We start from the raw sequence: 21,572 nt of genomic DNA, 5'->3' as shown, positions 1-21,572 counted from the left end.
CGACGGCCACTCCGAGCCACGCACACCGTGCCGCAAGTCGACCATCGTGCTCTCCCAACGGTTCGATCAGGCCAGTTCAGCAGTAAATTCTGACACTTGAACTTGAAACTAGGTTCAAGTGTGCCCAGAATGCCATATGGTGACTGACACCACAGGTAGTTCCGCGGTAGTGCGGCGTCACAGCAGGAGGATTCGTGGCAGTAGTCGAGACAGTCAAAGGTCAGATCGACGTCGAGGATCTGGGCACCGTGCTCATGCACGAACACGTCTTCACCATCAGCACCGAGATCCGGGAAAATTACCCGAACTATCCGGACCCGTGGGACGAAGAACATCGAGTCGCCGACGCCGTCGCGAAACTGACCGAGGCGACCACGCGCGGGGTGAGGACCATCGTCGACCCCACCGTGATCGGGCTCGGCCGGTATATCCCCCGGATCCAGCGAATAAACGCCCAGGTCGACATCAACATCGTCGTCGCGACCGGCATTTACACGTATCACGAAGAGCCTGTGCAGTTTCACTTCACCGGCCCGGGGCGCATCTTCGACGTCAAGGTCGATCCGATGACCGAACTCTTCGTCGGCGACATACGCGAGGGCATCGCCGACACCGGGGTCAAGGCCGGTCTGCTCAAATGCGCGATCGACGAGTACAGCCTTACCACCGGCGTCGAGCGGGTGATGCGCGCAGTGGCTCAGGCGCACGTCGAGACCGGGACACCGATCACCGTCCATACCCATGCCGCCGACAAGACCGGCCTGATCGCGGCGAAGGTGTTCGGTGAGGAGGGCGTGGATATGTCGAAGGTCGTCATCGGCCACAGTGGCGATTCGACCGACCTCGACTATCTGAAGGAACTCGCGGCCACCGGTGCCATCTTGGGTATGGACCGATTCGGCGTCGATGTCTTCTCCCCCTTCGAGGATCGCGTCAACACTGTGGCCGGGATGGTCGAGGCCGGATACACCTCGCAGCTGGTCTTGGCGCATGACGCCTCCTGCTACAGCGACTTCTATCCGGAGGCGGCCGTCGCTGCGGCACTACCGAATTGGAAGTACACCCATATCTTCGACGACGTCCTCCCCGCTCTGCGTGAACGCGGCGTCACCGACGAACAGATCACCACAATGCTGGTCGATAACCCGCGCGCCTACTTCTCCGGGACGAAGTAGATGGCGGATCGCCACGTCATCCCGATCAGTCGCGACCACAATCCTTTTGCCCAGGAGCGCGTTTCGGTCGACGATGACGGCATCCCTCATTTCGCCGATCTGCCGGCGTCGCTGGTTGCGATGTTGCGCAGGCAAGTCGACCAGCGCCCCGATGCGGAAGCGCTCGTTGAGTTGGGCGGCGAGCGGCTGACCTATCGAGAGTTATGGGAACGTGCCACCCGAGTTGCCGGTGGCCTTCGCGCACAAGGTCTTTCGTCTGGCGGTCGGGTCGCGGTGCGGTATCCGGCGGGCAACACCTGGGTCATCGCGTTCTGGGGTGTGATTTTCGCCGGCGGTGTCGTCGTGGCTGTCAATACTCGCTCGACAGCAACCGAAACCGAGTTCGTTCTCACTGATTCGGGTACGACGATAGATCTCGCCGGCGATACTCCCCTTCCCGACGGCGATCCCTATCTACAAGAGGGGCTTGGACTTTCAGATATCGCGGCATTCTTCTACACCTCGGGAACCACCGGCAGTCCCAAGGGCGTACCCACCAGTCACGAAGCGTTCCTGACCAACACCGAGAACGTGGCACGATGCTTCGCGATCCCCGCCGACATCGGCGAAGGATTGCGGACGCTGATCAGCGTGCCTCTGTTTCATGTGACGGGCTGCAACTCCCAACTGCTCGTCGCAGCCTATTACGGTGGCACCGCGGTGATCATGCCCGTACTCGATCAGCAGTTGTTACTGAACACCCTGATCGCCGAGAAGATCACCTTCCTGGTCACTGTTCCCGCGATTTACGCTCTGCTGCTGCGGAATCCGGCGTTGTCCGCCATCGACACAGCCGAGATCGGGTGGGTCGCCTACGGTGGCGCACCCATCGCGCCCACCCTGGTACGCGAGTTGCAATCGGCATTTCCCAACGCGCGGGTATCGAACGGCTACGGGATGACCGAGACGGCATCGTTGATGACGGTGCTGCCACACGAAGATGCTGTGGCACATGCCGATTCGGTCGGCTACGCGGTGCCATCGGTGGCATTGGGACTCGCGCCGCTCGATGACGCGGATCCATCGTTGGGCGAGCTCGTCGCTCGCGGCGGCAATGTGACACGTGAGTACTGGCGGCGCCCCCAGGCCACCGCCGACACCGTTCGTGACGGTTGGCTCTACACCGGCGATATCGTTCGCGTCGACGATGCGGGACGCATCTACATCGTCGACCGCAGTAAAGACATCATCAACCGCGGCGGAGAGAACGTCTCCAGTATCGAAGTCGAAGCGGCACTGCTGGCGGCACCGGGGGTATTGGAGGCAGCGGTGCTCGCGGTCCCAGACGACGTGCTCGGCGAGAAGGTCGGAGCGGTACTGTACGGCGGCGACGCCGACGTCGACGTCGCCGCGGTCATCGCGAGCGTTTCCGACGCGATCTCAGATTTCAAAGTGCCGCAATATGTTTCCGTCGTCGATGAACCACTACCCAGGAATCCAGGTGGCAAGATCGTCAAGGGCGGCATCCGAGAGTCGGTGCGGTGGGGAGATCCGCTGAGGTAGCGGTGATCTAGACTCCCCTGCATGCCTGGCATGAAGCCGACCGCCAGCGTCACCTGGCGAATCGCGATGTCGGTAGTCATCGCGGTCAGCATCGTCGCGTGCGCCGCTCTCGTCGTCCATAACATCGGCTGGATACCGAATGATTTCTGGGCGCTGGGATGGCTGACGGTACTGATGGCGGCTGGCGGAACCTGGCTGGCCACGACCATCGTCGGATTCTCCCGGTATCGACGTATCGCCGGGTGGGCGCTGATCCCGGCGGTCATCATCGTCGCCACCGGGCTGTTCACCGTCTTCGATACCCCATTGCGCGTCGCGCTAGCCGCCTCCGACGACAAGCTTCGGTCATACGAAACCTCTTGCGCCCCAACGACGGGCAGATGGATCGGCGCGATCCATGTTGTGGAGGCCAATCAATTCAACGGTGCATGCCACTTCTACACGTCGGCCGATTTCCTCGATACCAGTGGCTTCGCCAAGTTCTCGACACCACCGCCAGCTCCCGGGGCCAGCGATTCAGGCGTCTACATCTACACGCAGTTCAGCGGAGACTGGTACACCTTCATCCAAGAATGGTGATGTCGGCCGGCAGTGCGCCCACCGGGTCACGCAGCGGAAATATGCCCCAAAACTGAACGACATGGCGATATGTCATCTCCGTTCGCGAGGGGACGTTTCTCAGCGAGCACAGTCAGATCAGCGACCCACTCGGTGCAACGTCGTTCACCAGCTCATTCCCGACATGGATATATTTCCATCGAGTCGGGTCGTGCAAGGTATGGGTTCGCGCGTCTCGCCAGTAGCGGTCCAGGCCGTGTTTACGGTCGGTGGCCCCGGTACCGGCTATCTCGAACAGTTCGTTGGCCGTGGTCACCGCAGTCTCGGCGGCGACCGCTCGCGCCGAGGCGACTGCAAGGGAGGCTTCGGTCGCCTGTGCGCGCGACGGCGAGGTCCCGGCAGCGTCGATGACTTCTGCCGCCTCGCGTAGTAACGCGCGTGCCGCGCGCACTCCGACCGCGAGTTTCCCCGCCTCGTAGAGCAGGTGCGAATCCTGCGAAGCCTCCGCAGCTGGGCTGTCGCGGTACACGCGAGTCCGTGTTCGCACGAATTCCGCCAGTCGAGCCAGCGCGCCCTGCGCGATGCCAAGATCGAGCGCCGCGTGGATGATCTGCCCGTAGGCACCGTCCACGCGCGGCGGTTCGATGTCTGCCACTACCGGAACAATCTGCCACGACTGGACCGCGACCCGCGTAAGAGTTGTTGTCCCGCTGTGTGTTCCACGTTGTCCGAAACCATTCCAATCATCGGTAACGTGCACACCCGGAGCGTCCCGCGGCACGTAGACGATGACCGACGTTCCCGACAATCCGGTAGCGTTTACCGGAATCCATTGCGCCGTATAGGCTCCAGTGCTGTAATACTTCGTGCCGGTGAGCGTCAATCCCCCGTCGCTCTCAGACAATGCCGTGGTCCACTCCGCCATGCCGTTCGACTTCGATCCCGCATTGCGCTCCGCCTGCGCGTTGCCGAGCCGGTTTCCCTCAATCACCAAGCGGCCGAAGAAGTCCCGTTGCTCAGATGTGCCGTGAACCAACGCGTGCCGCAGGAAGTAGAAGTGGTTCTGCAATACCTGCGCTATTGATCCGTCCGCGGACGCTAGGGTCGCCACCACTTCGACGAGTGTTCTGGTCGACACCTCGGCCCCGCGCAGGTCGCTCGGAACGGTGATGCCTAACAAGCCGGATAGACGAATCCGCTCGAGTTCGGCAGTCGGAGTGGCACCGTCACGGTCGCGCTCGGAGGCGCCGGTTTCAAATTCGGCGGCTAATTCGGCTGCGACTTTGAGCGCCTCATCTGCCGATCCGATGATCGACGCGCTCGGCAGCGAATCATTCCAAGCTGACACATCGGACGGCGGCGTGGCTGGCACTAGAGCTCCAATCGACGGGTGGGTACTCCCGTACCGTATCGCCACAACACCGGATCACAACCGTTGGAATCGCACCGATCCCAACCGAAACTCTGCCAGCCACACTTGCTCAGAAGTCGATTCGGCCCGCTCGTTTCAGGTGGTCCCATACGTCGGCGACCGGGATACCTTCCCGATGCGCAAGCATCTTGATCAGCTCCGCCAAGACCTGCGAACTCGCATAGGCCGCATGCGGGTCGTTCGCCCGAATCGAGTTCCACCACGTCATATTCGCGCAATCGGCAGCCTCGGCCATCGCGATCACAGTGCCGAATCCTTCGGTGTCGTCGGAGTATTGGCGTGCCCGGTCCACGATCACAGTCATCATGCACTCCGCTTCGCACTGCGCGCCAGCGCCCGCGCCCGCGACTCCTCGAACCGCACGACCTTACTCTCCAAATCGTCGAGGAACTCCGCGAGTTGGTCCCGGTAGTACTCACCCGACGGACCGAAATCATTGCGGGAGAATATCTTCCACTTCCGCAAGACCGGCCGAAGCACTTCATTGAGGTGCTGCGGAAGGTCGTAGATCGCACCCTTCGCGATGAGTACCGCGTTTCTGCGGAAGCCGGGCATCGACGATCCGGGCATCGCGAAATTCGACACGATCGTATAGATCGCCGCCATCGCCTCGTCGGGTACGACGTCGAGCGCAGCAGACATAACGTTGCGGTAGAACAACATATGCAGGTTCTCGTCGGCCGCGACCCGCCCCAGCATCGCGTCGGCGATCGGATCCCCGCAGGCTTTGCCGGTGTTGCGGTGTGACACCCGCGTGGCCAACTCCTGGAAACTTACATAGGCCACCGCGAGCAACATGCCGAGCCCGCCGCCACCGGTGCCATCGATTCGCTCTGCCATCTCGGTGGGAAATGGGTTGAACCCGCCCGTCATGTGCACCATTCGAGTCTGTTCCAGCTCGACCGGGTCGACACCGCGGGTAACCACCAAATAGTCGCGCATGACGATGGAGTGACGGGCTTCCTCGGCGGTCCACCGCCCGACCCAGAACCCCCATGCGTCGTCGAGGGTGAAATTCTCCGCGATCACTCGGTGGTACGACGGCAGGTTGTCCTCGGTCAGCAGGTTGGTGACCATCGCCGCCTTTGCCGTATCCGACAGACTCGACTGCGCGGGGTCCCAGTCCAGTCCGCCGAGCGCCGCGAAATTGCGGCCGTCATCCCACGGAACGTAATCATGCGGGTGCCAGTCGACCGTCATCGACATATGCCGATCCACTTCACGCTCGACGGCGGGCAGAAGTTCTGCCAGTAGATCGTGACCGGACATCGACAGCAACGGGACCTGTTGATTCGTCATATATCCAGCGTCGCCGATCTACTACGCGATGTCGTGGGCAGAAGGTCCCGAACCATCGGGACCCACGAAGCGCGGTACCGCGAACGTCGCGGCGACCCGACACGCGTATCGTCAGAACGTGTCTGGTGAACCTGCCGCCCACCCAACGATTCGTGCATTCCTCGTCGATGACCACGAATTGGTACGACGTGGTCTGCGCGATCTATTGAGTACCGCCGAGGACATTGAGATCGTTGGCGAGGCCGCGACCGCAGCCGAGGCACGTGTCGCGATCGCCGCCACCCTCCCCGATGTCGCTGTCCTCGACGTCCGACTTCCGGACGGCAGCGGCGTCGAATTATGCCGCGACGTCAGATCGGATCACCCACAGGTGAACTGTCTGATGCTGACCTCGTACTCCGACGACGATGCCCTGATGGCTGCCGTCGTCGCCGGGGCCTCGGGTTTCGTCCTCAAACAGATCCTTGGTCATAACCTCGTAGCCGCGGTACGCACCGTCGGCCGGGGTGGCTCGCTGCTCGATCGACGGAGCACCGAGGCCCTCATGAATCGGATCCGCAGCGGCGCAACGCAAAACGATCCGTTGTCGAAGCTCACCGAGCGTGAACGTGACATCGTGGCACTGATCGGCGACGGCCTCACCAACCGGCAAATCGCGCAACGCACAAATCTCGCCGAGAAAACGATCAAGAACTACGTCACGCGGGTACTGGCCAAACTCGACATGGAACGCCGCACCCAAGTAGCGGTCCTGGCCACCGAATTACGCACGGAGCGTAAGGATTCGAGCAACTGAGCAATCAGCTGCCGAGCGGAACAGCCCATATCAGCTCGGCCCCCCCGCCATCAGGCACCTGAACTGTCAACGTGCCGCCGCATTCGACGGCGCGATCAGCCAGGTTTCGCAATCCTCGCCGATCGGCGTGCTCCGGCATCCCACGTCCGTCGTCGGTGACGGTGACAATCAACTCGTCCCGGACGGCCACCACGATCTCGATATGTGCGGCCGCCGAGTGACGCAAGGCGTTGCTCAATCCTTCCCGGACAACAGCTTCCAGATGTGACGCCAACGAAGCCGGCACCAGGGTGTCGACCGCTCCGTCGAATCGCACCGTCGGCGTAACGTGCGCATGCGCGGCCAATTGTTCGATCACATCGAGAACCCGACGTCGGATACTCGTCTCCGACGAGCCCTCCGACACCGTCTGCAGATCAAAGATCGACGTCCGAATCTGCGCGACCGTCGAATCCAAATCGCCGATGACCACCGCGAGCTTGTTTTCGAATTCCGCCGGACCGGATGCAGATGTCAGCGACATCGTTTGCAGCGCAATACCTATCGCGAACAATCGCTGAATCACGTGATCGTGTAGATCCCGCGCGATCCGGTGGCGGTCTTCGAGCACTTCCAAATCACGCGCGATCTGCTGACGCTCGTCGTAAGCGATTGCCAGCGAAGCGATCTCGGCGACGCCGGCCAATCCTGCGTATACCTCCGACGGAAGGTGCGGATCTCGCTCGTAGACCAACGCGAGTCGGCCGATCGGACTGTCGCCCGCAGTCAGCGGCTGGTCGAACATCCAGCCGTCGTCAGCGGTGAGTCCGATATCAAAACCACCGCGCAGACGGTCTTGTCCACCATAAGTGGTGAGCACCGCGACGCTGTCGGCACCAGTTAGGTCGGCGACATCAGCGCACAGGCCGTCCAATGTATCGCGCAACGCGATGCCGGCCAATGGCTCCGAACCACGTCGGGCCAGCACTTCAACCCAGCGCTGCCGGATTCGCGTCTGTTCAAACAAGCGCGCGTTGTCCACGGCGATGCCCGCCGCGACCGCGAGTACTCCGATCAGCGCCTCGTCGGTATTGTCGAAATGCTCAGCCGACTGTTTCTCGGTCAGATAGATGCTGCCGAAAATATTGCCGCGCACCAGGATCGGGGCGCCGAGAAATGTCCTCATCGGCGGATGATTCGGCGGAAATCCGACCGATGCCGGGTGCGTCCCCAGATTCCCGATACGCAAGACATGTGGATCATCCAAGAGCACCCCGAGTACGCCGTGGCCCACCGGTAATTGCCCCATCGTCGCACGCGTCCGATCATCAATGCCGGTGTAGACGAATTCTTTCAGCAGACCGCTGTGTTCGGCGCGAACACCGAGAGCGCAATAGCGAGCACCCAGGAGGTGTGCAGCGACGTCGACGATCCGCTGTAGCGCTTCATCCAGATCGAGTCCGCGCCCAACAACCAGCACCGCGTCCAGCAGCTCGCGCAACTGGCGCGGATCATCGATATCGCCGACGCCGCTCAACAGGCCGTCGTCGGCGCCGTCAGGAACCGTCACGCTGTGAACGGTACGCCGCGGCGGCTGCGACGAATCGAGAGATCGCCCTCGGCGCACCCGCGGGATGGATATGCAGAAAAGACCCGTGAACCCCGTCAGACACCAACCCATCACCGGCACTGCCGAACTCGGAGCGCCACCCCCACGCCGGTTGCCCGATCCCAGTCACAGTCGAGCGATGGAACTCATGGGCGGTGACGCGTTCGCCGGCACGATAGAGGACGTTGTCTTGCAGGCACACCGCATCGCGGTATCCCAATGTCAGCGATGGCGAGAAACTTGCGGTCGCATCGAAAACTCCCGACATTGGGTGATCATCAAGCGTCGCGCAGAGATACAGGTAGCCGGCACATTCGCCGTGCAGCGGGCCGCCGCGCAGGGCATGCCTGCGAAGGTCGGCGCGCAGGGGTTCATTCGCGGCAAGCGCTTCGGCGTGCTCTTCGGGAAAACCGCCGCCGATCACAACACCGGCGGTTCGGTCGGGCAGCCGGTCGTGTAGCGGGTCGAACGTAACGACGTCGGCGCCCGCGGCAGCCAGCATCTCCGCATGTTCGGCGTACCCGAAAGTGAACGCCGCGCCCCCCGCCACAGCGATAATAGGACCGTCGGCTGTGCTGTCTCCCAACGCGTCGGACGCCGACCAGGACGGACCGTCGGCTTGGCTCCGACACCGTGCGGTCGCTTCGACCGCAGGGAGATCGATCTCACCGCCGATGGCCGCTGACATCGCATCGACTGCCCGCTGGGCCTCGGGAGCTCGTTCGGCCGCGGGGATCAGGCCGAGATGGCGCGACGGCACAGCTAGTCCACTGTCACGTCGCACCGCGCCGAGGACCGGCAGCCCGACCTGCGCGCACGCCGCCCGCAGTACCGTCTCGTGCCGCGGCGACCCGACCCGATTCAGGATGACACCCGCAATCGTGACCGATGTATCGAACGACGCGAACCCGTGCAGCAGTGCCGCCAGCGACTGACTGTGTCCCGCCGCATCGACCACCAGGACTACCGGGGCACCTAAAATCGACGCGACCTGGGCCGTCGAACCAAATCCACCGGAGGCCGAGTTGGCGGTGTCCGTCGCGATCCTGCCGTCGAACAAGCCCATCACGCCTTCGACGACAGCGATGTCGGCGCCGGCGCAGCCAGCGGCAAACAGTGGTGAGATAAGTTCTGCGCCAACCAGATTCGGGTCGAGGTTACGGCCGGGCCGACCTGCCGCGACGGTGTGATAACCGGGGTCGATGAAGTCGGGCCCGACCTTGAACGGCGCGACCTTTCGCCCGGACTTGCGCAGGGCGCCGATCAATCCGGTTGTCACGGTGGTCTTTCCGCTGCCCGATGCCGGCGCGGCGATGACGATGGCGGGAGTCGAGATCACCCGATCACCACTCGATCCCCTTCTGCCCCTTGCGGCCCTGGTCCATCGGGTGCGCAACCTTACGCATCTCGGTCACGAGATCAGCGGCATCGATCAGTGCCTGCGGCGCGCGGCGCCCGGTGATGATGACGTGCTGCCTGCCCGGCCGGATACGCAGCGTCTCGACCACCTCATCGACGTCGATCCATCCCCAGTCCAGCGGATAGGTGAATTCGTCGAGCACATAGAAGTCGTGCTCCTGCGCGGCGATCCGGCGGCTGATCTCTGCCCAGCCCGCTCGTGCTGCGTCGGCGTGATCGTCACCATGGTCGGTGTTGGAGCGCAGCCACGACCAACCCTGCCCCATCTTGTGCCATTGCACCGACCCGCCCTCACCGGTCTGCTCGTGCAGCTTTCCCAGCGCCTCAAGCGCGGATTCTTCACCGACCCGCCACTTCGCGCTTTTCACAAATTGAAAGACAGCGACATTCAGGCCGGCGTTCCAGGCGCGCATCGCCATGCCGAACGCGGCGGTCGATTTACCTTTCCCATCGCCAGTATGAACTCCGAGCACCGGGGTGTTTCGTCGTTGCCGAGTGGTCAGGCCGTCGTTAGGAACCTTCTCCGGAACACCTTGTGGCACAGTAGTTCTCCTCCCGCTCAGGCTGCGGCGCGCACGGCTGCGACTAGTGACGACTCGGTCAAGTCTGTCATCGCCATACACGGTGCGTGCAGTTGACGGGCCAACTGCGCCGCTAGGCCGAGCCGAATCATGCCCTGTTCACAGTCGATGACGACGGCGTCAATATGACGCCGAGCGATCCCTCTGGCTGCGGCCGATGCACGCGTCAGCGCGTCCGCACCCGACGTAGCGCGGCCGTCGGTCAGCACGACCAATAGCGGGCGGCGCTCTGGCTCTCGTTGCGCCGCTGCGGAAATCACCGCCAACGACTGTGTCAGAGCCTCGGCCAGCGGTGTGCGTCCCCCAACTCGAACTCGACTGAGCCGGGAAACTGCGAGATCCACCGATCGAGTCGGCGGTACCACTATCTCGGCACGATTACCTCGCGCGACGACGACAGCTACCCGATCGCGGCGGGTGTACGAGTCGCGAAGGAGGTCGACACACGCGCGCGTTACGGCATCGAGTCGCGTGCGCGCGGTCATCGACCCGGACAGGTCGAGCAGGAATACCACCAGATTGCCTTCGGTGCCCACCCGCTGAGCACCACGCAGGTCATCGCCTATGACAGCCACGCGAGCCGATAAAGTCTCGTCCCCGCGAGAGGCATTGAAGGGCATATTGCCCTTTGAGGGTGCTGACGGGGATGAGATTTCCAGTCGCTGGCTGATGTCCCGTGACTGCGACGCGTCGACGCGCACGGCCCGCTCGATCGCCGCAAATGCGGTACCGACCACGTGAATTGCTCGCCCTGGCGTGAAATCTATTGCCCGCATGGTCATTCCACGGTCACCGTAGGCTTTGGAACGCCGCCCCGAAGCGCCAGAACCGAGTCCGGCGACGCGTAGATTCCTGATCCGTGCGGCTGACCCGGCCGGTGCCGAGAATCGCGGTCCGCCGGGCGCGGACTCACCGCCATCAGCCGACCCGTCATCGGATGTATCGAGGTCACCCCCGCCGGGACCGTCGTCGTCTGGTCCGTGATCGTCTGGTCCGTCGTCGTCTGGTCCGTGATCATCGGGGCCATCGCTATCGGGTCCGCCATCCGGCTCGGGCGGCTCGGGGTCACCCACTGCCTGGTCCCCCGCTTCCATCGCGTCGTCGACCTGTTGTTCACTTAACCCCGACTCGTCGAACGGATCACGTCGGCGCCGGTGCGGCAAGGCGAGTTCGACGGCCACTCGCACGTCGTCGGCGGTGATCGCGTCGACGCCCCGCCACGCCGCGTGGGCTGCGGCCGCACGGGCCACAACGATGTCGCCACGCATACCGTCGACGTTGAGGTGCGAACACACCGCGGCGATCCGACGCAACTCGGCGCGAGGCAGTTCGACACCACCGATATTTGCCCGAGCCCGGCTGATCCGACTGGTCAACTCGGACTCATCCTCAGCGAAACGCTGCGCGAAAGCTGTTGGGTCCGCGTCAAATTCGAGTCGACGAGTCACCACTTCGACTCGTTCGTCAATGTCGCGGGCCGCAGCCACGTCGACCGCCAACCCGAACCGATCGAGCAACTGCGGACGAAGTTCGCCCTCTTCGGGATTCATCGTGCCGACCAATACGAACTCGGTCGACGAGGTATGCGAGATGCCGTCGCGCTCGACGGTCACCCGCCCGCTTGCGGCGGCGTCGAGCAGTACGTCAACCAAGTGATCGGCGAGCAAGTTGACTTCATCGATATACACAACGCCATGGTTGGCACGGGCGAGCAGTCCAGGGGTAAAGACAGCCTCGCCATCGCGCAAGGCCCGCGTGATATCCAGTGATCCGACGACTCGGTCCTCGGTCGCGCCTATCGGCAAATCGACAACCGGGCGCGGATCCCCGGATTCGCCGAGCAGCGGACCGAGGCCGCGCACGATCGTCGACTTGGCCGTGCCCTTTTCGCCGCGGATGAGCACGCCACCGATTCCCGGCGCTATCGCCGACAGAATCAGCGCGAGTTTGAGCTGCTCCTGTCCGACAACCGCACTGAATGGGTAATCGACACGTTCCGGCGCCGCCGACATCGACTAACCGCTGGTCGTCGCTGATGTGTTCTGGCTCTCCGGAGCATCGACCCGAGAGTTGGTGAGCTGCAAGCTCTTACTCGACCAATCCCACACCTCGCCGAAGAGCGCCGTATTGTCCGACAGCTTCTGTCCGAACGACGGGATCATCTCGACCAGCTTCGACCGCCATGCCTCGAAGCTGCCCGGGAAACATTTGGACAGCACGTCGATCATCGCCGGAACGGCTGTAGAAGCACCGGGCGATGCGCCGAGCAGACCGGCGATGGTTCCATCTTCGGCTGCGACAACGGCGGTACCGAATTCCAGCGATCCGCCGACGCCCGTCTTGCGGATCACCTGCACGCGCTGACCGGCGGTGACGAACTCCCAGTCTTCGGCGATCGCGCGGGGCGCGAACTCGTTGAGGGTGTCGATGCGGTCAGCGGTGCTCGCGGAGAGTTCGCTGATCAAGTACTTGAGGAGCCCGAATTCCTGCGGTGCGATGGATAGCATCGGCAGCAGATTATTTGGTTTGACAGTGCTGACCAGGTCGGTGATCTTGCCGTTCTTGAGGAATTTCGGCGACCAGCCCGCGTAGGGACCGAATAATAGGCCCGGCTGGTGGTTGATGACTCGAGTGTCGAGGTGCGGGACCGACATCGGCGGTGCACCCACCGCTGCCTGCCCGTAAACTTTCGCGTGATGCTGGCCGATCAACTCGGAGTCGGTGCAGCGAATGAACTCGCCGGAAACTGGGAACCCGCCGAAGCCCTTGGCTTCTTTGATTCCGGACTTCTGCAGCAGATGCAGTGCGCCGCCGCCTGCCCCGACGAAGACGAATCCGGCGTGGACCTTGAACTTCTCACCGGTACGTTCGTTGGTGACCTTGACGATCCAGCTGCCGTCGGATTGCTTCGACAGGTTGGTCACTCGGTGGCCGAAGAAAATGTCGGCATCGCGGCCGACGTAGTTGAGCAGTTGCTGGGTGAGTGCACCGAAGTCGACATCGGTGCCATCGGTGAACCAATTCAGCGCGACCGGATCGGAGAAGTCACGACCATCGGACATCAGCGGCAAGCGGGCAGCGAACTCATCGGAGTCGGTGATGTACTCCATCCCCTCGAACAGCGGGTGACGAGAGAGTTTGTCGTACCGCTTGCGCAGGTAACTGACGCCTGCCTCGCCGTGGGTAAAACTCACATGCGGGATCGGGTTGATGAATTCGGTTGGGTCACCCAGGATTCCGGTGTCCACCGAATGAGCCCAGAACTGGCGCGAAACCTGGAACTGCTCGTTGATGTTGATCGCCTTATCGACGTTGACATCTCCGTTGGCGTCCTGCGGGGTGTAATTCAACTCACACAGGGCCGAATGGCCGGTACCGGCGTTATTCCACGGGTCGCTGCTTTCGGCAGCTGCGGCGTCGAGCACTTCAAACAGGCTGATCGACCATTCCGGCTGCAACTGGCGCAGCAACGCGCCAAGGGTGGCGCTCATGATGCCAGCGCCTACCAACACCACATCTGTCTTGATCGTTTGAGACACCCTCGCGCTCCAATTTCTTAGCGGGCTGAATTCTTGAGTCACCGGCCATTCTTCCCCATGCCCTCACAACACCCGACAGGGGTTCGTCAGATTGTGCGCTAGGCGACATCGCAGGTGCTCACCCACCTGAGTTCGCCCAGTCGCGCGCAGCGCCGGGCGACGTAAGATCGAGCGCGTGAGTTCATCGACCGACGTCTCGTCGACCACCAGCAGCTGGCAGCCTGATCACCTCCTGGACAACTATCAACTCCTGACCCTCGAACTGGGCCCCGACCCCGACGGTGAAGACCCCATCACCGCCACGTTGGTACGCCGCTCGACACGGCTCTCGCAGAACGAGACCGTCGGCGCGGTGCTCTATGTGCATGGATTCACCGACTACTTCTTCCAAGAGCCCCTAGCCGAGTTCTTCGCCGAGCGCGGCTACGAATTTTATGCTCTTGATCTGCGCAAATGTGGACGTTCACTCGGCGAGGCACATACCCCGCACTACACCACCGACCTCGCGTACTACGACGTCGAGCTGAATCTCGCGCTCGACCGGGTCGTCGATGAGGTCGGTCCGGATGCACCGGTATTGGTCGCCGCCCATTCCACCGGCGGCCTCATCACGCCACTCTGGCTGAACCGGCTTCGAGCAGACGATCCCGCGCGCCACGCACGTGTGTCGGGCCTGCTCCTCAACAGCCCGTGGTTCGACCTGCAAGGCAAGCCGATCTTGCGGTCGCCGGTGACGACCGCGGTGATCAAAGCAGTCGCCGCGATCCGCCCGCTGAAAGTGCTGCCGCAGGAAGTGTCCGGCGCCTACGGCGAGAGTCTGCACGAGAGTGCGCATGGCGAATGGGCCTACGATCTGGTCCGCAAACCGCTCGGCGGTTTCCCGGTGACCTTCGGGTGGCTCAACGCGATCCGCGACGGGCACGCCGCGCTTCATCGCGGTCTCGATATCGGCGTGCCGTCGCTCGTATTGCGTTCGGACAAAACATATTTCGGAGCTTCGTACGGACCTCAGTCGGATTCTGCCGACCTGGTACTCGACGTCGGGCAGATCGCCAAGTGGAGCGGCTGCCTAGGCAATCGGGTGACCTCGGTCCCGGTCGCCGACGCCCGTCACGACGTGTTCCTGTCCGTCCCGCGGGTACGCGAGCGGGCATATCGCGAGGTCGAGATCTGGTTGAGTTCGATATCCCTGCCAGTCGATCCCACCTCATGAGCGCGCCCTGGGTTGATATCGCCCTGATTGGCTCCGGCAGCGGAAACACGTTCGCCAACCACGATTTCCACGACAGTTCGTTCGCGCTATTCGAGGAAGGAACCTTCGGCGGAACGTGCCTGAACGTCGGTTGCATTCCGACCAAGATGTTCGTCTATGCGGCCGATATCGCCGACCATATCCGTGAATCCAGTCGATATGGAATTGAGTCGACCTTCAGCTCGGCGGACTGGCCCGGAATCGTCAAGCGTGTATTCGATCGGATCGACCCGATCTCGTCTGGTGGCCGCGAGTACCGGGCCGATCGGTCCCCGAATGTGACGCTGTACGAATCGCATGTCGAATTCGATGGACGTGACGGCGATAGGTACCGACTGCGCACCGCGCAGGGCGCGGTTCTGCTGGCCGATCAAGTCGTCATCGCCGCCGGCTCGCGTCCCATAATTCCCGACGTCGTTGCCGCCTCCGGGGTCCGCTACTACACGAACAGCGACGTCATGCGGCTCGCTGACTTGCCGAAGCGGATGACAATTCTGGGCAGCGGCTATATCGCCGCCGAATTCGCACACGTCTTCTCGGCGCTGGGCACCGAGGTGACCATCGTCGCGCGGGGCCCGAAGTTGTTGCGCCACCACGACTCCGACATCTCCGAGCGTTTCACTGAACTCGCCAGTGGGCAGTGGTCGGTGCTCCTTGATCGCACCACCACGGCCGCCTCCACTCTCGCCGACGGAAGCGTTCGACTTACCTTCGACGACGACTCCCATGTCGACTCAGACGTCCTGCTGGTGGCGACGGGCCGGCTCCCGAACGGCGATCGACTGAATCTGTCGTCGATCGGCGTCGGACTTGATGACGACGGCCGCATCGAGCGAGATGTCCACGGGCGCACGTCGGCGCGCGGCGTATGGGCGCTCGGCGATGTCGCGACCGAATATCAACTACGCCATGTCGCAAATCACGAAACCCGCGTTGTCCAGTCGAATGTCACGAAAGGCTGGGAGGCAAGCGATCTGGCGGCATTCGACCATCGTTTCGTGCCGTCGGCAGTGTTCAGCCATCCGCAAATCGCGACCGTCGGGCTGACCGAAGAACAAGCCACCGCCGCTGGGATGGACTACGCGGTGAAGGTTCAGCCATACGCGGACGTCGCGTACGGCTGGGCGATGGAAGACACCACCAGTTTCTGCAAAGTCCTCGCCGATCGCGCGACCGGACAACTCATCGGCGTTCATATCCTGGGGCCGCAGGCATCGACGGTGATCCAGCCGGCTATCCAGGCCATGTCGTTCGGACTGGGTGTGCACGACATGGCGCGTGGTCAGTATTGGATTCATCCGGCACTTCCCGAAGTTCTGGAGAATGCGTTGTTGGGGCTGGAGCTGGACTAGCCGCGCCGTCCCTCTCCCGTCGAATAATCTGAGGTCGCGGCGAGGGATTCTCCCGATTCGTGGAGAAACTCGATTCGTGGAGAATTTCGGTCGGCAGTTGGCTCAACCGACTGACCATCCGGTCGATGTCATGCGCACCGGAGTGCGGAGCGAGCTCGGCCGGCGGCACCGACGAGGTGAGTACCACCTCGATCCGCTTCTCCCAGAGCACGTCGATCAGATTCGCGAACCGTTGGGCGGCATCGGCGCCCGCGTCGGAAAGCCTGGGGACGTCGGTGATCACCCACCGTGAGAACTGTTGGGCCAGCAGCAGATAGTCGGTCGGCGCGGTGGGGGTCGCGCACATAGCGCCGAAGTCGAACCACACCTCGTCGCTATCGGCACGCCGCGCGACAATCGGGTGGCCGGACAACCGGAGCGTGACCTGGTCTCGCGGATCGGGCGAACGTAACCCCACCTTGGCCAGCTGGGAGGATGCTCCAGGGGTTAACCACGCTCCGGGCCGGTGCGCGTCGCCGCTGGCACGGTAGTCGGTGCCGCCGTCACATTCGACGACCCGAAAGTGCCTCTCGATCAAGGCAATACACGGCTCGAACATACTGTGAAACAACGGATTCGGCAGCAATTGCGACGGCTGGTAATTGGACGTCACAATCATTCGCACCCTGCCGTCGACAACATGCTGCACAAGCGCGGTCACATACTGTCCGTCTGCCGGGTCATGGACGTGGAATTCATCGAAGCAGAGGACGTCAATCCCGGCGAGCAGAGCGTCCAACGCGCGATTCAGCGACCCGCGAACGCGGATCTCACGGTGAACGTCGACGAAGAAGTCGTGGAAGTGCCTGCGTAACACTCTCTTTCGAGAACTTTCCGCCAGGTAGGTGTCGACCAGCCAGGTCTTGCCACGCCCCGGCGGCCCCCACAGGTAGATACACGGCCCGGTCGGATCACCAAGCGCCCGCACCGCCAGCCGTTGGGCTTCATCGAGAACTCTCCCGCCAATCTCCACGCCTTCGACTCTATCATCGTAGAGTCTGGTTCAATTGTGAGGTGCCACACCAACCTTCGCGCCGCGAACTCATTTGCGACGCAGCGCTCACCCTCGCCGCCGGCGGCGGCAACCACGCGGTGACACACAGCGCGATCGATACCGAATTGGGTATCGCGAAGGGCTCGACGTCGTATTACTTTCGCACCCGAGCCGCACTGGTCGGCGCGGCGATCACCTATCTCACCGACTCGTCACGCGCAGCGTTCGGCGAGCTTCTGCCCAACGTACCCGCGACGATCACCCTTGATTCGGCGGCCGATCTGATCGCCGCCTACCTCGACGAACTATTGACCACTCGTCGCCGAGATCTGCTGGCGCGCTACGCTTTCGCGTCAGATGCGGCATCGGATTGCCACCTTGGCGACCAGTTGGCGCGATGCCTATTCGCACCGGATGCCGCAGCCGCCCTCATGGCCCGGCTCGGCGCCGACGACGCGGCCGCGCGCAGCCGAGACTTACTGAGCCTGCTTGAAGGTCTGCTATTCGACTTCACCTACGGCTCGAGGGGCCGCACCGAAAACGCTGACCGAAAAACAGCCCTTCACGGCGCGGTTCGACGCTGGCTGATCGCTCTCATCCAGCAGAGCACCTAGAACGGCGACGACCGCAACGACACCTCGCTGGCAACTGATGCCGCCGCTTTCTCCGGTATCCAGTGATCAACGCCGGTCAACTCGCAGAAGCGGAAATCGGAGTAGACGTAACGTCCACTCATCTCGGCCTGTGCGCGACCCAACGCTTCGTCGCCGTCGCTCCAGATCATGGTCGTCGGCACCTCGACCGGACCACACGCGAGTTTTGCTCCGATATCGCCGGTGAAGTTCGCGCGGTACCAGTTCAGGGCAGCGGTCAGGGCACCCGGCTCCCGCAACGGCGCAATCGCATCGGCCGGAACAGTGCGGCGAAGCAGCACCGCATCGCGGGCGAGCAGCTTTTCCTCGGCCCCCTCGGCGATGAACATCGGGATATACGACGACTTCTTGCGTTGATCCTCCCCCGATTTCAGAGCCTCGGTGATCGCGCTCGGATGGCCGGTGCTCACCGCGACCAACCCGGTCAGCCGCTGTGGATAGTTGGCGGCGAAATGCCATGCCACCAAACCACCCCAGTCGTGCCCGACCAGTAGCACATGCGGAAGCTCAAGAGCATCGAGTACTCCGACCACATCGGCTACCAGGTGCTCGACGAGATAATTCTCGACACCTTCCGGCCGTGCGCGGGGACTGTAACCGCGTTGATCGAATACGACCGTGCGCAGTCCGGCGTCGAGCAGCCGCGGCACGACATCGTCGTAACTGTCGCTATTGTGCGGAAACCCGTGCAGCAACAGAACTGTAGGAAGGTAGGCGTTCTTCTTACCTTTGGCCTTGGGGGCGTCGTCCGGCGTGCCGATCCGCACATCGAAAGTGAACTCGCCGACCTGCACCGCGCGCTGCTCGATACTCACCGCACCACTGTAGCGAGTGCCGCCTCCGGCAGCCCGGCTATTCCAGTCCGCTCCGGATCACCGGTCTGTTCCCCGGACCACTCGAGATGATGCCGGCGATCGCCGTCAAGTCAGTGTTCGCCGCCAACAGATCCGCGATCAGATCCAATTGCTGTTCTCGCAGGCCGTCGTAGCTGACCTCGCCGACCACGAAATCAACTTTGCCCGCAGCATCGGCCACCTGACGAAGAAACACCCGGCGAAAGGCGTCGTCGGCCAGCACACCATGCCAGTGTGTGCCCCAGATACCCTCGCGTCGTGCGCCCTCTTCGACCCCGTCCGCATCAACCAGCCACGCCCGCTCACCACTCTCGACTACCTGACCGTGGTGAATCTCGTAGCCGTGCAATGGGATTCGCGCCTCCACCGAGAAGCCGCTCACCTGGCGCAGCGTCTTGTCCGCCGCGAATACGATCCGCTGTTTCAGTAGCCCGAGCCCGGCTATCACCCCGGTCCCCGACTCGACGTCGTCGAAGATCTCCCGTGACAGCATCTGGAAGCCGCCACACACCGCGAGGATCGGAGCACCTCTTCGCGCTCTCCGCGAGAGCATCTCATCCAGTCCCCGACGTCGCAGCCAGGCAAGATCATTTGCCGTCGCTCGCGTTCCCGGCAGTATCACCAGGTCAGCAGCGGCGACCGACGCCGCGTCGTCGACCCACACAACATCAACACCCGGCTCACACGCCAACGCGTCGACGTCGGTCGTATTGGAAATCCTGGGCAGTCGGATTGCCGCCACGCTCAGTCGCTGACCCACGTCGTCGCCCGGCGGCCCAAGCCTGCGCCCCACCGCGACACCCAACGAGTCCTCGGCATCGAGCCACAACCCCTCGGCGAACGGGATGACACCCAAAGTCGGTCGGCCGGTCAAGGCACGCAGTGAGTCGAGCCCCGGCGCCAACAATGCCGGATCGCCGCGGAACTTGTTTACCAGATACCCCGCGATGAGCTGTTGGTCATCCGCGTCGAGGATCGCGGTCGTCCCGAACAGGTGCGCGAGTGATCCGCCACGATCGATATCCGATACCAACACCACCGGCAGGCCAGCGGCCCGCGCCAAACCCATATTCGCGATATCCGATGTCCGCAGGTTGATCTCGGCGACCGAGCCGGCACCTTCGCATATGACCACGTCGAAATCCTCGCGTAGTGACGTCAGCTGATCAACCACAATGCCGCGCAACCGATTTCGCCACGACGCATAGTCAACTGCGCCGACCTCGCCGACCGTCTCACCCATGACCACCACATGCGATCGGCGGTCGCTGCCGGGTTTGAGCAGTACTGGATTGAACCGCACCGACGGCTCCAGGCCGCATGCCTGCGCCTGCATTGCCTGGGCTCGACCGATCTCGCCGCCGTCGAGTGTGACCACCGAGTTATTTGACATGTTCTGCGCCTTGAATGGCGCAACCCGCACACCCGCGCGGGCAAGCGCCCGGCACAGGCCCGCCACGACGAGCGACTTGCCGGCATCGGAGGTTGTGCCGCCGACCAGTACGGCTCCGGTCGATTTGGCGAACGGCCCAGGCGTCACACCGGGTCGGGCAAAGTCAGAATCTCTGGTCCCTCTTCGGTGATAACCAGGGTGTGCTCGAACTGCGCGGTCCACTGTCGATCCGACGTTACGACCGTCCAGCCGTCATCCCATATCTCGTAACCAAGTCCGCCAAGGTTGATCATGGGCTCGATCGTGAAGACCATTCCGGGTTCGATCACCGTCGACACATTGGGCTCGTCGTAATGCAGCACTACCAAACCGTTGTGAAATGTCTCACCAATGCCGTGGCCGGTGAAGTCACGAACGACGTTGTAGCCGAAGCGGTTCGCATAGGACTCGATGACTCGGCCGATGACATTCAACTCGCGACCGGGTTTGGCGGCTTTGATTGCCCGCTCGGTCGCGATGCGGGTCCGTTCGACCAAATCGGCCGCGTCCGGTGAGACATCGCCAGCGAGGAAGGTGGCGTTGCAGTCGCCGTGTGCACCGTCGATATAGGCGGTGACGTCGATGTTGACGATGTCACCGTCCTGAATCACCGTCGAATCCGGGATGCCGTGGCAGATCACTTCGTTGAGCGAGGTGCAGCACGATTTCGGAAAAGCCTTGTAGCCCAACGTCGATGGGTAAGCGCCATGATCGATCATGTACTGGTGCGCAATTCCATCGAGATCATCGGTGGTTACTCCGGGCGCAACCGCACGACCGGCCTCAGCCAGCGCGTTGGCCGCGATCTTGCTCGCCACTCGCACCTTCTCGATGGTTTCCGGGGTTTGCACCCACGGCTCGGAGCCTTCGTTGACCGAATCTTTCCAGGCATACTCCGGACGCTCGATGTCGTCGGGTACACGGCGAGTCGGCGACAATTTTCCGGGTACGAGTGGCTGCCGGTGGGTAGAGGGTGCAGACATGGGTTCTACTGTAATCCTCCGAAATGCCGGGTCGAATCGAACCGAAGTTAGGGCCACCACACCGGTGACTAAGGTGGATCGAGT

At 62.7% G+C, this 21,572-nt stretch carries 19 protein-coding genes; 7 read left to right on the top strand and 12 right to left on the bottom strand.

Going from position 1 to position 21,572, the window contains the following annotated elements:
• Nucleotides 1-194: 194 nt before the first annotated feature.
• From AAFP29_RS11585 to AAFP29_RS11575, 3 genes are read left to right on the top strand one after another with little or no spacing between them, the layout of a single operon-like run.
• Nucleotides 195-1,175 carry a phosphotriesterase family protein gene (locus AAFP29_RS11585; RefSeq protein ID WP_419217518.1) on the top strand — a complete coding sequence of 327 codons (981 nt, stop codon included), beginning with the start codon at nucleotides 195-197 and terminating at the stop codon, nucleotides 1,173-1,175.
• On the top strand, nucleotides 1,176-2,717 hold the full coding sequence (locus AAFP29_RS11580; RefSeq protein ID WP_419217517.1) for a class I adenylate-forming enzyme family protein: 1,542 nt from the start codon (nucleotides 1,176-1,178) through the stop codon (nucleotides 2,715-2,717).
• A gap of 21 nt (nucleotides 2,718-2,738) precedes the next feature.
• Nucleotides 2,739-3,296, top strand: coding sequence for a hypothetical protein (locus AAFP29_RS11575; RefSeq protein WP_419217516.1), 558 nt, complete (start codon nucleotides 2,739-2,741; stop codon nucleotides 3,294-3,296).
• 112 nt (nucleotides 3,297-3,408) lie between these two features.
• Here AAFP29_RS11575 and AAFP29_RS11570 read toward each other — a convergent pair whose 3' ends face one another.
• The 3 genes from AAFP29_RS11570 to AAFP29_RS11560 form a co-directional block, all read right to left on the bottom strand.
• Nucleotides 3,409-4,647, bottom strand: a complete 1,239-nt coding sequence (locus AAFP29_RS11570; protein WP_419217515.1) for an SfnB family sulfur acquisition oxidoreductase — start codon at nucleotides 4,645-4,647, stop codon at nucleotides 3,409-3,411.
• A 109-nt stretch (nucleotides 4,648-4,756) separates the two neighbouring features.
• A complete protein-coding gene (locus AAFP29_RS11565; protein WP_419217514.1) occupies nucleotides 4,757-5,011 on the bottom strand; it encodes a hypothetical protein in 255 nt (84 codons plus the stop codon).
• A complete protein-coding gene (locus AAFP29_RS11560) occupies nucleotides 5,011-6,006 on the bottom strand; it encodes an acyl-ACP desaturase (RefSeq protein ID WP_419217513.1) in 996 nt (331 codons plus the stop codon). Before AAFP29_RS11560 ends, AAFP29_RS11565 begins: the two co-directional genes overlap by 1 nt.
• Before the next feature lie 118 nt (nucleotides 6,007-6,124).
• Here AAFP29_RS11560 and AAFP29_RS11555 point away from each other — a divergent pair, with 118 nt between their 5' ends.
• Nucleotides 6,125-6,802, top strand: coding sequence for a response regulator transcription factor (locus tag AAFP29_RS11555; RefSeq protein ID WP_419217512.1), 678 nt, complete (start codon nucleotides 6,125-6,127; stop codon nucleotides 6,800-6,802).
• Between the two features lie 4 nt (nucleotides 6,803-6,806).
• Here the strand turns inward: AAFP29_RS11555 and AAFP29_RS11550 are convergent, their stop codons facing one another.
• From AAFP29_RS11550 to mqo, 5 genes are read right to left on the bottom strand one after another with little or no spacing between them, the layout of a single operon-like run.
• Nucleotides 6,807-8,351 carry a GAF domain-containing protein gene (locus AAFP29_RS11550; protein ID WP_419217511.1) on the bottom strand — a complete coding sequence of 515 codons (1,545 nt, stop codon included), beginning with the start codon at nucleotides 8,349-8,351 and terminating at the stop codon, nucleotides 6,807-6,809.
• Nucleotides 8,338-9,729 carry a cobyrinate a,c-diamide synthase gene (locus tag AAFP29_RS11545; protein WP_419217510.1) on the bottom strand — a complete coding sequence of 464 codons (1,392 nt, stop codon included), beginning with the start codon at nucleotides 9,727-9,729 and terminating at the stop codon, nucleotides 8,338-8,340. The genes AAFP29_RS11550 and AAFP29_RS11545 overlap by 14 nt, the downstream gene beginning before the upstream one ends.
• A 4-nt stretch (nucleotides 9,730-9,733) precedes the next feature.
• Complete coding sequence (gene cobO, locus AAFP29_RS11540) at nucleotides 9,734-10,351, bottom strand: cob(I)yrinic acid a,c-diamide adenosyltransferase (protein ID WP_419217509.1); 618 nt, start codon at nucleotides 10,349-10,351, stop codon at nucleotides 9,734-9,736.
• A 17-nt stretch (nucleotides 10,352-10,368) separates the two neighbouring features.
• Nucleotides 10,369-12,402 (bottom strand): VWA domain-containing protein, encoded by a 2,034-nt coding sequence (locus tag AAFP29_RS11535; RefSeq protein WP_419217508.1) that lies wholly within the window; start codon nucleotides 12,400-12,402, stop codon nucleotides 10,369-10,371.
• A 3-nt stretch (nucleotides 12,403-12,405) separates the two neighbouring features.
• Nucleotides 12,406-13,929 (bottom strand): malate dehydrogenase (quinone), encoded by a 1,524-nt coding sequence (mqo, locus tag AAFP29_RS11530; protein ID WP_419217507.1) that lies wholly within the window; start codon nucleotides 13,927-13,929, stop codon nucleotides 12,406-12,408.
• A gap of 175 nt (nucleotides 13,930-14,104) precedes the next feature.
• On the opposite strand from mqo, the gene AAFP29_RS11525 reads away from it, so the two are divergent.
• Both AAFP29_RS11525 and AAFP29_RS11520 read left to right on the top strand, forming a co-directional pair.
• Entirely contained in the window at nucleotides 14,105-15,142 is a 1,038-nt protein-coding gene (locus tag AAFP29_RS11525) for an alpha/beta hydrolase (protein WP_419217506.1), read from the top strand.
• On the top strand, nucleotides 15,139-16,533 hold the full coding sequence (locus AAFP29_RS11520; protein ID WP_419217505.1) for a mycothione reductase: 1,395 nt from the start codon (nucleotides 15,139-15,141) through the stop codon (nucleotides 16,531-16,533). Before AAFP29_RS11525 ends, AAFP29_RS11520 begins: the two co-directional genes overlap by 4 nt.
• Here the strand turns inward: AAFP29_RS11520 and zapE are convergent.
• The gene (gene zapE / locus AAFP29_RS11515; RefSeq protein WP_419217504.1) at nucleotides 16,415-17,545 is read right to left on the bottom strand and encodes a cell division protein ZapE; all 1,131 of its coding nucleotides are present in this window, start codon (nucleotides 17,543-17,545) and stop codon (nucleotides 16,415-16,417) included. The two genes, AAFP29_RS11520 and zapE, sit on opposite strands and share 119 nt — an antisense overlap.
• 41 nt (nucleotides 17,546-17,586) lie before the next feature.
• Here zapE and AAFP29_RS11510 point away from each other — a divergent pair, with 41 nt between their 5' ends.
• A complete protein-coding gene (locus tag AAFP29_RS11510; RefSeq protein ID WP_419217503.1) occupies nucleotides 17,587-18,180 on the top strand; it encodes a TetR/AcrR family transcriptional regulator in 594 nt (197 codons plus the stop codon).
• Here the strand turns inward: AAFP29_RS11510 and AAFP29_RS11505 are convergent.
• From AAFP29_RS11505 to map, 3 genes are read right to left on the bottom strand one after another with little or no spacing between them, the layout of a single operon-like run.
• Complete coding sequence (locus tag AAFP29_RS11505) at nucleotides 18,177-19,034, bottom strand: alpha/beta fold hydrolase (protein WP_419217502.1); 858 nt, start codon at nucleotides 19,032-19,034, stop codon at nucleotides 18,177-18,179. The two genes, AAFP29_RS11510 and AAFP29_RS11505, sit on opposite strands and share 4 nt — an antisense overlap.
• 37 nt (nucleotides 19,035-19,071) lie before the next feature.
• Nucleotides 19,072-20,613 carry a cobyric acid synthase gene (locus AAFP29_RS11500; RefSeq protein ID WP_419217501.1) on the bottom strand — a complete coding sequence of 514 codons (1,542 nt, stop codon included), beginning with the start codon at nucleotides 20,611-20,613 and terminating at the stop codon, nucleotides 19,072-19,074.
• The gene (map, locus tag AAFP29_RS11495) at nucleotides 20,610-21,488 is read right to left on the bottom strand and encodes a type I methionyl aminopeptidase (RefSeq protein ID WP_419217500.1); all 879 of its coding nucleotides are present in this window, start codon (nucleotides 21,486-21,488) and stop codon (nucleotides 20,610-20,612) included. The genes AAFP29_RS11500 and map overlap by 4 nt, the downstream gene beginning before the upstream one ends.
• Nucleotides 21,489-21,572: the final 84 nt, after the last annotated feature.

The sequence above is a fragment of the Gordonia sp. CPCC 205333 genome (assembly GCF_048537885.1).
Lineage (GTDB): Bacteria > Actinomycetota > Actinomycetes > Mycobacteriales > Mycobacteriaceae > Gordonia.
This window is presented reverse-complemented; position numbering and strand designations above follow the sequence as displayed.

Bases quoted from the DNA above. Each gene is read 5' to 3' on its own strand.
- AAFP29_RS11580 (WP_419217517.1), top strand. From the start codon at position 1,176: ATGGCGGATCGCCACGTCATCCCGATCAGTCGCGACCACAATCCTTTT.
- AAFP29_RS11575 (WP_419217516.1), top strand. From the start codon at position 2,739: ATGCCTGGCATGAAGCCGACCGCCAGCGTCACCTGGCGAATCGCGATG.
- AAFP29_RS11565 (WP_419217514.1), bottom strand. From the start codon at position 5,011: ATGACTGTGATCGTGGACCGGGCACGCCAATACTCCGACGACACCGAA.
- AAFP29_RS11560 (WP_419217513.1), bottom strand. From the start codon at position 6,006: ATGACGAATCAACAGGTCCCGTTGCTGTCGATGTCCGGTCACGATCTA.
- AAFP29_RS11535 (WP_419217508.1), bottom strand. From the start codon at position 12,402: ATGTCGGCGGCGCCGGAACGTGTCGATTACCCATTCAGTGCGGTTGTC.
- AAFP29_RS11520 (WP_419217505.1), top strand. From the start codon at position 15,139: ATGAGCGCGCCCTGGGTTGATATCGCCCTGATTGGCTCCGGCAGCGGA.
- map (WP_419217500.1), bottom strand. From the start codon at position 21,488: ATGTCTGCACCCTCTACCCACCGGCAGCCACTCGTACCCGGAAAATTG.